Below are 12,641 nucleotides of genomic sequence, written 5' to 3' on the forward strand. Positions count from 1 at the left end.
TCGGCGGCGAGACGCTCCTCCTCCGCCTTCTTCCGATCAGCTTCCTCGGCGGCGAGACGCTCCTCCTCCGCCTTCTTCCGATCAGCTTCCTCGGCGGCGAGACGCTCCTCCTCCGCCTTCTTCCGATCAGCTTCCTCGGCGGCGAGACGCTCCTCCTCCGCCTTCTTCCGATCAGCTTCCTCGGCGGCGAGACGCTCCTCCTGCCCACCAGAGCCGACGAACGTGGCTGGCACCGGGCCCGTCGGCGCGGCGGAGGGAGCTCCGGCTGCGGCAACGCGGCTACCGCGGCGGCGCCTGCCCAACCCACTTACGTCTGGCTGCGGCGGAGCCACCGGGCTACCAGGCTGTGGGACAGTCTCCGTCATGCTGTGAGAGCCTCCTCCGCCTCAACCTGGAGAATGCGCTCCACGACCTCTACGACGAGGTCTTCGTAGTCGCGACCAACCTCTTCGGCCCGCTCGGTCGGGAGGACCTTGCCCGTCTCCCCCTTCTTCTTCTGCCACCACTTGATGCCGTCAGTTGATTCAGCAATCTCGTACGCCAACTGCCCGCGGTCGCGACAGTTGACAGCCACGTTTTCGGCATCTCGAATAACCGAGTTGAATACCGGGGCGTCAGATTCAGCGTCCGCCAGAAGCTTTTGAAGGCGTTCACGCGTCTGGACCCAAAGGCCGACAGGTCGACGATCCTTAGTCTTCCTGTCGGTGTAGTACCGGTGTGCGAAGCCGAACAGGACGGCGCCAAGAAGCTCCAGGTCAGGGTTCAGGTGAGCGGTGTCGTCAAAGCGATGCGATACCCCACCCAAGCCGTTGATCGAGGACACATCGCCGGTGGACACTGGGCTCAGCACCCACCTCGCAGCGGTCAGAGCAAGGATCTGCGGCTCCTTCGTAACAGGGGGGCAGTCAATGATGATCCAGCGATACTCGGGTGCCATCTTGGCGAGCATGACCGCGAGGCTGAGGTTCGCGGACTGCCCGTGCTTGCTCTGCATCGTCACCATCTGGAAGGGAATCTGCTCCAGCTGCCTCCCGCTCGGAACAACGTCGAGCCGGGGACGGACATCTCGGATCACCTTAGGTAGGTCACCGAACTGAAGAGCGATGGCAAGCGACTTGCCCTCATCCATCTCTTCACGACCCTTGATCCCCAGGTCCTCATGGCTGTTGCCTTGAGCATCGACCTCCACCAGGAGCACGCGGCCGGCATCGCCGCCCTCCTCAGCCTTGGCCGCCTCACCTTCGGCCAAGAGACCAGCCATGTGAGAGGCGATGCTCGTCTTCCCCTGACCGCCCTTGCCGTTGAAGACCGCAATCACGCGGGACAGGTACGGCCGGAGGGACCGCACGAACTCGTCCAAGACGTGTTGCGGGGTGGCGGGGGTGAACGGCTCCAGAGAGAGATTTGGGACCTTGAGCTCTGCCGTAGTCATCAGTTGCGGTTCCCCTCCGAACGGTAGGTAGGTGCCGGTAGACACCCGCTGACGGACTCTCACCCGGCCCGACGAGCGGTCCGTCTCACCGGTGCGGAGACGGGACCGGAGCATACCCCAGCGCGCCATGCCTTGTCGGGCGCCTCGCCGGGTCGAGTGGTGAAGCCCTACCCGCACCCAGGGTTACCTCGCTCCCCCGTTCCGAAGACTCACCGGCACTTTGGGCTTTTGTCGGACCCGTGGTCAGAGCTGCCGATGAATCCACAGTGAGCCCCGTAGCGAGGCATTACATTTCACTTCTCGCTAGTTCGCTCTTTAGACCCGCAGCTTGAACAACTGTCGATCTCGCAGGGAGGTCTAAAAGTTGTTCATTCACTGGTTCGCCAGTATGCCCTTGCCGCAGATCCCAAGCTAGACCCCGAGCGGGTTTGCTAGGTGGTCCGATAGCTAGCGCAGAGTTACGCACTATCCTGAGCCCTAAAACTAGACCCTTCATGCAGCCATGTCTAAGTGCTAAACATAGGGGAGTGTTGCAACCTTTAGCTAGATCCTTATCTAAGCCGCAACATAGACCGTACACGTGGCCCTGAAAAAGAGCTGAGCATAGACCGTAGCTACAGACTGGTTAGAAACTTTGCTTCGACTAGATTAACGACTTGGTATCAGCTCTCTTAGAGACCCAATACAGCCTGTATCAACGACAGCAGGTAAGACTGTCTTGCCACTCTGTTCCAGACTGCTCAAGAGCCTAGATTCAGACTAGGTCAGAGACTTGTTCAAGCCTGTGACCTGCACAGATGACCAATCCATCCGACCGGTAACTCAAGAATAATCAACCAGCCTAGTTTCCAAAATTTGACATCTTTTGCTCCCCAACAGATGAAAAAATGTATCAGCTTATTGCTATCAATTTTAGCTTTGGAGAGATGTGTTTGCTCGACACATCTCGTTCGTATTAGTCATTGAATTGCGTCGCTGATAGGAGAGTTCATACCCTCTAGTTCTAACGTCTTCTAACTCATCGCACACTTTTAGGCTAGAGCTTGCACAAACAAGTGCGCGGATACTTAGAAGTAAAAGGAAGCATTGGAACGCTGCCGCTCAAGTTATTGACAATATATTTTCCAACATAGTCCAGCTATATATGTAAAACATGGCAGACGTTTTCACCGGATGAAGCAATTGATTTCCTCATTTCTAGGTATCTTGGCCCACGTTTTAGGCATTTGATCAACTACTAGTGCAGATCAGCAAGCCTTCATTTGAACCATCATGAGGGTGTGTCTAATCCCGCTGAGGTGGTAGAAGCGCAACCGAACTGCCACTCAGTCTTGACTAACTTGGGCCGCCGCGCATTCATCAAATGCGTTGCCTGGAGATATTTCCAAGATGGACAAGTGGTGATCCTGCTCTAACGACCATCCTCCAGCTAGGGCATGACGGACTTGCGTTCCTCCAGCAGTCAGCACCGGGGACTTGCCGCGAAAATCGGTGCCGCTGCGGCCGACTAGCCCTCGAAGGTTGAGCAGGGTGGGAATGATCCAAGGGAATGCGTCGTACACGACGTGTACGTTTGGTCCGACCGGGTGCAAGGGGCCGATGCCGTTCTCGACTCCGCTTAGGGGCTGGCTTGCACACCTCAACGGGTGGAAGCACGGCGTTGTCGCATGTGGCTATTAGTCGACATAGCTGCCCAACGCGTGACGACCGTGCCCGCGTCTTCCCCCTGCTCAGGCCCCAAGGAGCGCGCCGCTCCCGCCGGCGCCGGCCAACGCCCCCTGATGAGTCCGTTGAGCAGCGATACGCATTCGTGATCGTGCGTCAGGTCCACTCAGACAGACACACCGTGTGTACGGCTTCGTCGAAGAGTAGCTAACACGTCGTGTATGTTCATGGCCAGGTAGGGCAGAGCCGCAGCACCGCCGGCTCTGAAATGCGCCTTCGGTGTGGCCGAAGCTAGGACCGTTGTGGGGGTTTAGATGAGTAGGCCCGCATCTCGCCGCCTCTTGTCGGGGACGCGTGTCAGTGAACTCACCGGACTACACGGGGTGACCCTCGGCAAGCTCGTCAGCGAGGGGTTTTTGCTGCGCGACCGCCGCTCGCTCAAGTACACCGGCACCGAGCTGGTCGTTGCACGAGCACTGGCCCAGCTTCAGACCCGAGCCTCCAAGCCCGAGGCCGACCGGGATCGGAAAGTTGTCCAGGAGATCCGGGACGCCTTGGGCGCCGGGAGGGTGGCTGACGCTACGGACGTCGTGGTGGCCGGCAACTTCATTCAACTCACCCACACACCAGGGGAGAGGCTCGATGCCACATCGGGCCTGCGCGATTTCCGCGTTCTAGGGATCGGCGCATGGGTCACCGAGTTCAGACAGCGTGAGCCTGATGCTTTCGATGCGGAGGCCCTGATAGCTGCGGCGTAGGACACCTGGATCTCGCACGGCCACTCCCGAGGCCGGAGCGGGATTGATCCATATGCAGTAGTTGATGCAGTTGGCTGGGGCGGGCCCTCCCAAGGCCCGCCCCTACACCCAGAGGGGTTACCCCCAGAAAGGAGCAACCGAGAGACGGCACCGATCTCACAACCGCCGGCCACCGAGACTCGCCAGTCCGGCCGCGCGGTCAGTTCAGTACGCCCTCATGCTCCAGGAGCTACCTTAACCGTGACAGCCACGATTTCACTAGCTGACGCCAGGAGCGTCACTCGTGCAGGACCCCCAAACGCAACGATCACGCCACCCGAAGGTCCCTTCCTCGGAAGCAACTGGATCGAGGCCTTCGCTCTCACGCTGTCCCGCACAGAGCGCGGATTCCGCATTAATCAGGACAATAGGTCCGGTGGATGGGCGCCGATCAAGGAGCTCGTCTCCCTCGGAGTTGCGTTCGCCGTCTACCCTGACCGCAGGTACCTAGTAGTCGACCTCGATGTCGAGGGCCTGCCCCCGGAAGCAGCACATCTCAGAACCGCAGCCTTCGAACGGCTCCGCTGGGCGGCCTCTGCCGCCGGGGTGGCTACCGCGGCCATGCTGTCAGGACGCCAGGGACACAAGCATCTGATCCTGGTGCTGGGTTCGGCCGCCCCGTCCGCACGAGAAGCTATCGAGCGCCAGTGCAGATCATTCGGACTTGACGTCCGAACTAAAGGCGTTCGACCACCGCTCTCGCCACACCGGCTCGGGGGCTCCTCGACCGTCGTTGGTGATCTGACGGAGGCTTACTCAGCACTCAACTCCCCAACTCCGCCCAGATCACACGTAGTCGACCTCGCCAAGCGGCTTGGCATCGCATCCCTATCCAGGCGTATGGACCGCGTATTGCGCGAAGGCCATGCGGTTGGAGGTTACGAGAGCGCCTCGAACGGTCGCATGGCCTTCGCCTTGGCTGCAGTAGCAACTGGCCATGGACGCGAGTACATCCGAGCAGCCCTTAAGAATCCCAATAATGCCCTCGGGGAAACCTTTAGAGCGAAGAGGCCCCATTGGCAAGATGCGGAAGTGGAGCGCCTCTGGTCGCTTGCCCTCACTCGCCAAGGTGGATGGGATGCGCCTCGCATCGGAAGTCGCGAGGAGGCACTTCGCCGGGTCACCGAATGGAACTCAAGCCTTGATCTTGACTCATGGGGCGGAACTTCCGGCGGAACCGACAGAGGGGTCTGCGAAGCACTGGCGAAACTGGCCCATCGACAGGGAGGTATCGATTTCTCCGCAGCACTGTCGGTCATCGCTGTAGGCTCCGGAGCTTGCGAAACAACGGTCCGAACGTCCCTAAAAAGGATTCATGAGCGCGGTTGGGTCAAGTTGATCGAGGCACACACCGCGACAACTGCCGCGCGCTACCGGCTTGTGATTCCGTCCCGGTTTCGCAACGAACACCTACCGAAACCTTCAGCCATCCAGCCGATTGACGCATCAACAGGATTGCCAGAAGGAGCTCCCGAACCACTTGACCTGGGAAGCGACGCATCTCGCTGGGGAGCAGTCGGTAAGTCGGCCATGCTCGCTTGGCGGTCGCTGGACGATGCAGGTCCGATGTCTGTCGATGCTGTCGCAACGAAGCTGCACATCTCGCAGACAGCCGCCCGCCTGCGACTACGCAAGCTGGAGAAGCACGGCCTGGCCGTTCGTCGCGATCGCTCGTGGATCCGCTGTCACATGGACCTCGACACCCTCGCAGCACGACTCGGAACATCCGGTAAGCGTGAAACTCAAGTAAGGAAGCTACTTGCACGGAGGGAAGCTCGTCGAAGTACTCGGCAGTTGTGGAGTTCAGCATTTAGATGCTTTTCCGACTGGGCGAAACAGGGTGATTCAGCCGGAGTCGACTTGCCCGATTGGATTCACGCAACGATCCCGGAAAGGATTCTTTCCTCCTGGCATAGGAGGTGCCAAAAGGTGTTCTAAAGTAGCTTAGACATCACTTGTTCCGTAGAAAGTCACTACATCCCCTTCAGTGCCATATACACGTGCATGTTCAGCCCGGCGCAGACTGCGATCGGGCTGAAAGTCATGCCTTTTACTGAGTGGTTTGCCTCTAGTTCCGTGATTTCCAGTAGCCGCAAAGCATCCAAGGGCCTGATGGGTAGACCCTCCTACAGTCCGAAGTGCATGAAGTGGGCGGTGATGAGCAACGAACTGTTCCAACCCGTACCCCACCAGTAGCCCCGCGGGGCGGGGGGAGTGAATGAGGGCTTCAAGTTGAAACGGGCTGGAGTTTTGACGGGGCTAGGGGGAGAGCCACGAAGAACCGGAAGCCGAACTGTCGGAAGTCGAGTTTCCGGAAAAAGCTGGGCCTGGCTGGACGACGTGGATGCTGGTGGGGTTCTGGTTGAGACCGATGCGTGTTGAGGGGGATTCCAGGGCCTGGCTGTTTCCCAGAGATGTGGTTGGTCTGAGCGGGGCGAGCTTGGGGACTGCCGTGGCGACTCGGTTCGTTCCTGTAGCCGCGCAGCCCATCGGCTGCGCCGGTGTGGCGTCGTCTCTCCGTACTGTCGAAGAGAACGGATAGAGAACCATGCCCATACGCATGAGATTTGGCCGGTTCGCGGCCGTTGGCGCGCTTGGTGCGTCTCTGGTGGCCTCCGGCGTGCTGCTGGCTCCTGGGGCGCAGGCCGCTGACACGGGGCACGGCAAGATCAGCTGCTCGGCGGTGAAGGTGCGCAAGTCGCCGGCAAACAACTCGACGGCCGTGGGGGTGGCGTACAAGGGTGACTCGATCGCGTACGACCAGTTCGCGTACAAACGTTCCGAGAAGACGTGGTACACGAGGGGCTCGATCGTGCGGAAGTCGGACGGCGCGAAGCTCCGGGGTTACGTGTTCTACAAGTGCGCGAACCCCTACGGGACGAACCCGGCGCCCACCCCGCCGATTCCCAAGTAGCAGCGGTCGTTGGCTTCCTTCTCAGGCGGTGTGCTGCGCTGGCCGGGTTATCCCCGGCCAGCGCAGCCAAGGGCGATAGGGGTTCGGCTTATGGAACAGGCTCGTCCTGGTGCGGCTCGTCGGGCTCGCTCGTGCGGCGGTTCAGACCGGGACTGTCCGGGGGCGGTGCCGGTGATGTTCCGGTCAGCTGAGAACACCACCGAGCCGCTCGACCGACGACCGGAGCCAACGGGCGACCAGAGGTGGCTGCTCCACCCGTTCTCCCACCTGACGTAGCTGAACTCGACCCGGCCGCCGCCCGCGACCGTCTCCTGGACGCTGGGCAGGCATCGGGAGCCTTCACCCCCTGCGACCGGGACTACCGCCTGGCGGTCTGACGCGGTCCAAGGAAGGGCCCGGCGGGTGGGACGGCGGCCTCTTACCCCTGAGACGGGGTTCTTCTCCCTACGGAGGCGAGGGCCGGCGACGTCGCCACGGGGGGCGCTTCGAAAAAGGCGGGCTGTGGGTGTCACACCGCAGCCGGGATCGGCACCTGTAGCAGGCGAAGGGGCCAACGCCGCTTCGCCTGCTACCAGATCTGACCCAGGAGCGTCTCGATGACCGTCGTTGTGCCGACCTCGCTCACCCTGCCCGGCGACGTCCTCGCCTTCGTCCGCCATCCGCCGGCGGCCCGTCCCGCCCGGCTCGCCCAGGCGCGCCGGCTGCTGAGCGAGCCGGGCGTACAGCCCTTGCTGGAAGAAGCCGTCCACCTTCGGCAGCTGCGTCCCGGCGTTCTGACGCTGGCCCAGGTCGACGTCTGCGATGCTCCCGACACCGTGTTCACGGCACGGGCCGAGCACTGGATGCGCGTCGCCCAGACCACCTGGCAGGAGTCGGCGGCGTTCCTCGCCGACGTGGCCTGGCAGGCGCGGCGAGACGGCCGCCGGCTGGCCGAGGAGATTCCCGGCGGTGCCGCCTTCACCAGCGATGCGCTGACCGCCCGCACCCGCATCCACCTTCTGGGGCTCGCGCTGCGCTACGACTTCCGCCGGGCCGCGCTGGAAGAGGTACTGCGCGCGCACCGGGGGCCGTGGGACGTCTTCACCCGCGCGCTGCTGGCGTTCGCGCTGCTCGGCCAGTCCAAGCCTCAGGGACTGCAGGTGATGGACGACGTCCTGGCCGACGCCGGCGACGACGTGAAGGTGCTCCACACGCTGCTGCACGGGCTGTGGCTCGGCGACGGCTTGCCCCAGCGCCACCAGCACATGCTCAGCGTGCTGTCGCGTCCGCCGTTTCGCGGGCGCACCGACGCCGTGGCGCTGTTCCGGGAGGCCGGCGTCCTGCGGGAGATGCGGTGCTTCGGTGAGGCCCTGGCCACCATCGACCGGGCGATGGAGCTGCTGCCGCCCGGTGACCCCGGCGTCCACGACGACCTCGTCCGGGAACGAGCGCTGGTCATCGTGGCCCGCGACGCTTACGCGATGGCGCGCTCGGCCTCCGCGGGCGCGCCGGCGGGCAGGTGACAGGGCACCGGCCGGCCGGCGGCCTCGCAGACTGCCGGCGGCCGGTTCCTCCGGGGCTCAGTCCGGCGATGCCGCGTAGGCGAGGTGGGCCAGCAGCAGCACCGCCGCGCGGTCCAGGAGATCGTCGGGGTCCCCGTGGGCACGGAAGAGGGCCAGCGCGGTGTCGGCGAGGGTGAGCAACTCGCCCCGGGTGAAGACGACATCGAGGTCCAGGGCGTGGGGACGGCCCTCGTCGAGGTCGTCCAGGACGAGCGCGAGGCGCTCGCGCAGCGGCCCCGCTTCCGGTGGCAGCGGCGTACGGGCGCGGGCCGGGTGGTGCTGGCGGCCGAGGGTGTCACAGGCGCGGGCCAGGCTCACCAGGTCCGCCCCGGTCAGGTCGTCGCGTGTGACGGGCCGGACGGCGGAGTCGGCCAGCCCGAGCACCTTCCACAACCCGGTTGGAGCGCGGCCGGCGGAGACGGGTCCGGCGGCACATCGCGTGCAGTGCCCGGAATCGGAGAGGAACTCCGCGCAGCCGGGCGCTTCGCACAGGTCGGTCTCGGCGACAGCGCCCGGCACGAAGCGCAGCCACAGTCGGCCGTCTGCGGTGCGGAGGTTCAGCGCCTCGGACGGCGTGCACCACACGCTGCCTGCGGGCTGGGCGCGCAGCACCCGCCGGGTGGCCAGCAGGCCGTCCAGGCCGGGCAGGTCGCGCTGGCCGGGATCGCCGGGTGCCGCCCAGCCGGTTGCGGTGCGCACGTGGACGACGTAGTCGGCGTCCGGATCGACCGCCTGGCGGGCGGCGGTGTAGGCGGGGGACAGGGGCATGCCGAAGCTCCATGGGGTCAGGGGGCGGGGGTGCTCGTGTTCGCCGCTGTTGTCCACTTCGACCAGCAGCAGGCCGGGCCCGTCGTTCTGGTCCTCGATATGGACGTACGGCACGTCGGTGGCGTCGCCCCAGCGGGCGCGCCGGCGGATGAGGACGCTGATGCCGAAGACGGCGAACTCGTAGACGTCGCTGGGGGTGTTGTCCTCGGGGCTGGCGTCGACGACGGTGATCGAGGCGTCGCGGACGCGGAAGAGGTGGGGGTCGGACACGTCGTGCTCCAGAAAGGGCGGGGAAGAGCGGGTCCCGGTCAGGAATGAGGGGCGGGAGGAAGGTCGTCCGGGCTGGCGATGCCGAGGTCGACGCGGACCTGCAGGCCCTCGACGAGGAGGTGGGCTTCGGCGCGCACGATCCGGCCGACCGCGTCGGGCTCGTCCAGGTCGTCGGCCAGGCGCAGCGTCCCGTCGCCGGCGGCGGTGAAGCCGACCTCGGTGAGGACGGCGTGCGCCCGCTGCCCGGCCGCGGTGGCGGACACCGTGCTGCCGCGCACCGTGATGTGCGCGTCGTCTGGGGCCTTTGCGGCCTGCGGCAGGCGGGCGGTCCAGGCGAGTTCGACGATGTCCAGGGTGTGGGGCAGGAGCTGGCCGATCGCGTCGCCGGTCCGCGCGGCCGTGCCGCGGATGCCTGGGGGCAGGAGGTAGACGGTGCGGCCCAGGTGTTCGCGGGGGCCGAAGCCGGCCGAGGTAAGGATGCCGGGGCCGGCGGCGACCGGCCGGTTCAGGAGGGCGAACGTCCAGCCGTTGTCGGTGGAGCCGAAGAAGACGTCGTTGTGGTCGGTGAGGGCCATCGGAAAGGGGGCCTTTCTGCCGGAGGACGGATGAGGAACGAGGAGGCGCAAAGGCGGGGGACGGCTACGCGCCCGCCCCGCCCAGGTAGGTGCGCAGCCGGCGCAGCGCGGTGAAGATGTGCCGTTCCCGCCCGTCCGGGTCCTGCTCGGCGAAGTCCCGCTCCTCGCTGGTCCAGCAGTAGGAGACGAGGTCGGTGAGGCTGGCGCGGATCACCGGCGGCAGCAGCGCGGCGGGAGCGCCGACCGCGTCCGCGTCGGTCGTGGCGTCGTCGACCGCCGTGTCGCCGATCTGGTCCAGGCGGACGGTGTCCGGCTCGATGGTCAACGCGCTGACGCGTACGCCGGCCGGGCGCGGACCGGCCGGGTCGATCTCCCCACCCGTGGCTGCCTCCACCCGGGCACGGGCCTCGGGCACGGTCGGGCCGGTGGCGCGCACCATCACCGTGGCCAGGGCGAGAAACGCCACGTCCTGCCCGGCACTGGGCGGCGGGGACGTGTAGGCGGCGGGGTCCAGCGCGGTCAGCGCCTCGGCGATCGCGTCGCACAGCCGGGAGGGAACGAGGTTGGAGTTCTGCAGCAGCGCCAGCTTGTCGCCGGGGCTCTCGGCCGCGTCAATCGCGTCGAGGACCTGCTGGTCCTCGACGTCGTCGCAGGCCCATTCGGATGCCTCGGCGAGCAGCGCCTCCAGGAGCGCGTCGGCCGCAGCCGTGCTGGTGGTCATGGGGACGTCCTTGTGTTCGGGGCGGGGCCGGGCCCGCGCGGGGCGGGCCCGGCCGGACGGGGGAGTGGGGAGAGGGCGTCAGGCCGGGCCGGGGATGGGGTGGGCCAGGCTCAGGCGGGTGTGGGGCTGGCTCTCGTTCCACCGGTCGATGCAGTCGGGACAGGTGGCCAGCCGGGGATCGGCGGCGACGGGCTGGGTGACGCTTCCGCACAGGGCCGGCGCGGGATCGGTGGGGGCCAGCGGGATGCTCAGCGGCCCCGGCCGCCAGCGCCGGGGGTCGGTCCGTTCCAGGATGCACGCGTCGGCGAAAGGCACCGGCGGGGCCTCGTGGACGGCGAGGGCGAGCTGGAGCAGCCGGTCGCGCAGCTGCTCTCTCGGGCCGTGGAGGGCGATGCCGTTGCTGCCGGTCCACACGGCCACAGCGATCTCGCCCGGCTCGACGACTGCTCCGTCGACGTCTTCGCCGGGGAAGAGGAGTTGGGCTCCGCTGGTGGCGTGTGCCCATTCGAGGCGGTCGCTCATGACAAGACGTCCTTTCCGAAGGAGGGGAGGAGAAGGGCGGGCTACGGGCGGTGGGCGGTCTCCCAGCGGACGGGCACGCGCTCATCCACGACCAGGCGGGAGCGCGCGCGGTCCTTGCGCCAGATCCGCTGTTTGATCCACTCGTGGGCCTTCAGCCGGCCGTCGAGGCTGCGGGTGGGCCCGTAGGCGATGGGGGAGTGGGCGGGGAGGTGGTCGCCGTCGATGCGCAGCCCAGCGGTGATGACGGCGGTCTTCATGTGGCCGCTGCGGCTGTCGGAGGAGCAGCGCACCCGGACTTCCGGGCTGCCCTCGCCCCGTTCGACCCGGATCAGGAGAACCGTCAGTTCGCGGATCTCCGGGTCGTCGCAGCCCCGTTCGGCTTCGGCCCGGATCAGCCAGGCGGCGTGGTGGGCGAGGACGCGGCTGCGGATGGCTTCGGGGGTGACAGGCATGTCGGTTCCGCGCATGCGAAAGCTCCCTGGGGCGGCGGTGATGAGGTGCCGGGGCCCGATGCGTGTGCAGCACCGCTGCGGGGCCCTGGATGCCGGGGGAGAGGCCCACCCGGCGAGAACTACACTACAACCTAATATCGAGATATGCAACGCAAGGTTGAGGGGTTCATCTCGCGCGGCGCGAACTCTGCCTAGTACGAGCGGACGACCGCGATACGGACGGTCCGGCCGCCGGGAAGCCGGCCCGTGCCGTCCACCCCGCTGTCCGAGCGCCACAGCCGGAGCCGCTCCAGCCCCCGGCCGACTGCCGCGCCCAGTTCGTCCAGGTCATCGCCCTCGGCGGCCGCGAGCAGGAGCCTGACCGTGAGGGCGCTGCCCTGGTCGTTCACCCACAACTCTGGTGCGCCCAAGTGCTGTTCGTCCAGATTGCGGAGCCACGGCAGCGCGGCGCGCAGCAGGTCCGCTGTCTGCTGGGTGGACGTCGCGCGATCCTCGCAGCCGCCCGGGGAAGCAGAAGCGCCGGCAACCAGGACGGGGCCCTCGGCGAGATCTGCCGTGAGCGAGCACATCGTCGCCGCGTCCGGCGGCGACTGAATCAGGTCCGCACCCGTTACGGCGGCGAGGCGGTCCAGGCTCTCCCGGGCGGCCGGGCCGGGCCCGCCCATCTCGACCTGCACGTCTTGCGCGCTCAGGCCCAACTGCAGCGGCACCAGGGGCCCGCATGCATCCAGCAGCCGGGCGGTGGCCTGCACGCAGCAGGCCAGGGAGAACGACATGGCGGCCATCGTCGCCCCCCGGCTCGTCCGCCCGGACCGGTCCGGGGAAACCTGCTCGGCGTCCCGCCGCCTGAACGGCATATTCAGGTAATTCCGGTGACGGAAAAATCCTCGCCTGGTGGCGCGGTCACGGGCACAGAGAAGATCTGTGTCTGCACCAACACCGTTGATCCCGAACTCGGGCACGTGCCCGGTTCCCGCGTCACGG

The 12,641-nt window shown here is 65.9% G+C and carries 10 protein-coding genes and 1 pseudogene; 3 read left to right on the forward strand and 8 right to left on the reverse strand.

Going from position 1 to position 12,641, the window contains the following annotated elements:
• Both ACFV6H_RS29430 and ACFV6H_RS29435 read right to left on the reverse strand, forming a co-directional pair.
• Positions 1-233 (reverse strand): annotated as a pseudogene (locus ACFV6H_RS29430) (hypothetical protein); the annotation flags it as partial.
• Positions 234-361: 128 nt separating this feature from the next.
• Positions 362-1,432, reverse strand: a complete 1,071-nt coding sequence (locus ACFV6H_RS29435) for a ParA family protein (protein WP_385548104.1) — start codon at positions 1,430-1,432, stop codon at positions 362-364.
• 2,048 nt (positions 1,433-3,480) lie between these two features.
• Here ACFV6H_RS29435 and ACFV6H_RS29440 point away from each other — a divergent pair.
• The 3 genes from ACFV6H_RS29440 to ACFV6H_RS29450 all read left to right on the forward strand — a co-directional run bounded on the left by ACFV6H_RS29440 (position 3,481) and on the right by ACFV6H_RS29450 (position 8,310).
• Positions 3,481-3,855, forward strand: a complete 375-nt coding sequence (locus tag ACFV6H_RS29440; protein WP_385548107.1) for a hypothetical protein — start codon at positions 3,481-3,483, stop codon at positions 3,853-3,855.
• A 2,587-nt stretch (positions 3,856-6,442) separates the two neighbouring features.
• Positions 6,443-6,808 (forward strand): SH3 domain-containing protein, encoded by a 366-nt coding sequence (locus ACFV6H_RS29445; protein WP_385548110.1) that lies wholly within the window; start codon positions 6,443-6,445, stop codon positions 6,806-6,808.
• Between the two features lie 596 nt (positions 6,809-7,404).
• Positions 7,405-8,310 (forward strand): hypothetical protein, encoded by a 906-nt coding sequence (locus ACFV6H_RS29450; protein ID WP_385548113.1) that lies wholly within the window; start codon positions 7,405-7,407, stop codon positions 8,308-8,310.
• Positions 8,311-8,367: 57 nt separating this feature from the next.
• Here the strand turns inward: ACFV6H_RS29450 and ACFV6H_RS29455 are convergent, their stop codons facing one another.
• The 6 genes from ACFV6H_RS29455 to ACFV6H_RS29480 all read right to left on the reverse strand — a co-directional run bounded on the left by ACFV6H_RS29455 (position 8,368) and on the right by ACFV6H_RS29480 (position 12,433).
• The gene (locus tag ACFV6H_RS29455; protein ID WP_385548116.1) at positions 8,368-9,387 is read right to left on the reverse strand and encodes a hypothetical protein; all 1,020 of its coding nucleotides are present in this window, start codon (positions 9,385-9,387) and stop codon (positions 8,368-8,370) included.
• Between the two features lie 38 nt (positions 9,388-9,425).
• A complete protein-coding gene (locus tag ACFV6H_RS29460) occupies positions 9,426-9,962 on the reverse strand; it encodes a hypothetical protein (RefSeq protein WP_385548119.1) in 537 nt (178 codons plus the stop codon).
• A gap of 64 nt (positions 9,963-10,026) precedes the next feature.
• A complete protein-coding gene (locus ACFV6H_RS29465; protein WP_385548122.1) occupies positions 10,027-10,683 on the reverse strand; it encodes a hypothetical protein in 657 nt (218 codons plus the stop codon).
• A 78-nt stretch (positions 10,684-10,761) separates the two neighbouring features.
• The gene (locus ACFV6H_RS29470; RefSeq protein WP_385548124.1) at positions 10,762-11,205 is read right to left on the reverse strand and encodes a hypothetical protein; all 444 of its coding nucleotides are present in this window, start codon (positions 11,203-11,205) and stop codon (positions 10,762-10,764) included.
• 41 nt (positions 11,206-11,246) lie between these two features.
• On the reverse strand, positions 11,247-11,672 hold the full coding sequence (locus ACFV6H_RS29475; RefSeq protein ID WP_385548127.1) for a hypothetical protein: 426 nt from the start codon (positions 11,670-11,672) through the stop codon (positions 11,247-11,249).
• A gap of 176 nt (positions 11,673-11,848) precedes the next feature.
• Positions 11,849-12,433, reverse strand: coding sequence for a hypothetical protein (locus tag ACFV6H_RS29480; RefSeq protein ID WP_385548130.1), 585 nt, complete (start codon positions 12,431-12,433; stop codon positions 11,849-11,851).
• Positions 12,434-12,641 lie beyond the last annotated feature (208 nt).

This window comes from Streptomyces sp. NPDC059743, assembly GCF_042732975.1.
GTDB lineage: Bacteria > Actinomycetota > Actinomycetes > Streptomycetales > Streptomycetaceae > Streptomyces.

What these genes read in the sequence shown, in the direction of transcription:
- ACFV6H_RS29460 (WP_385548119.1), bottom strand. Translation starts at nt 9,962, where the DNA reads ATGGCCCTCACCGACCACAACGACGTCTTCTTCGGCTCCACCGACAAC.
- ACFV6H_RS29435 (WP_385548104.1), bottom strand. Translation starts at nt 1,432, where the DNA reads ATGACTACGGCAGAGCTCAAGGTCCCAAATCTCTCTCTGGAGCCGTTC.
- ACFV6H_RS29450 (WP_385548113.1), top strand. Translation starts at nt 7,405, where the DNA reads ATGACCGTCGTTGTGCCGACCTCGCTCACCCTGCCCGGCGACGTCCTC.
- ACFV6H_RS29465 (WP_385548122.1), bottom strand. Translation starts at nt 10,683, where the DNA reads ATGACCACCAGCACGGCTGCGGCCGACGCGCTCCTGGAGGCGCTGCTC.
- ACFV6H_RS29445 (WP_385548110.1), top strand. Translation starts at nt 6,443, where the DNA reads ATGCCCATACGCATGAGATTTGGCCGGTTCGCGGCCGTTGGCGCGCTT.
- ACFV6H_RS29470 (WP_385548124.1), bottom strand. Translation starts at nt 11,205, where the DNA reads ATGAGCGACCGCCTCGAATGGGCACACGCCACCAGCGGAGCCCAACTC.
- ACFV6H_RS29480 (WP_385548130.1), bottom strand. Translation starts at nt 12,433, where the DNA reads ATGTCGTTCTCCCTGGCCTGCTGCGTGCAGGCCACCGCCCGGCTGCTG.
- ACFV6H_RS29475 (WP_385548127.1), bottom strand. Translation starts at nt 11,672, where the DNA reads ATGCGCGGAACCGACATGCCTGTCACCCCCGAAGCCATCCGCAGCCGC.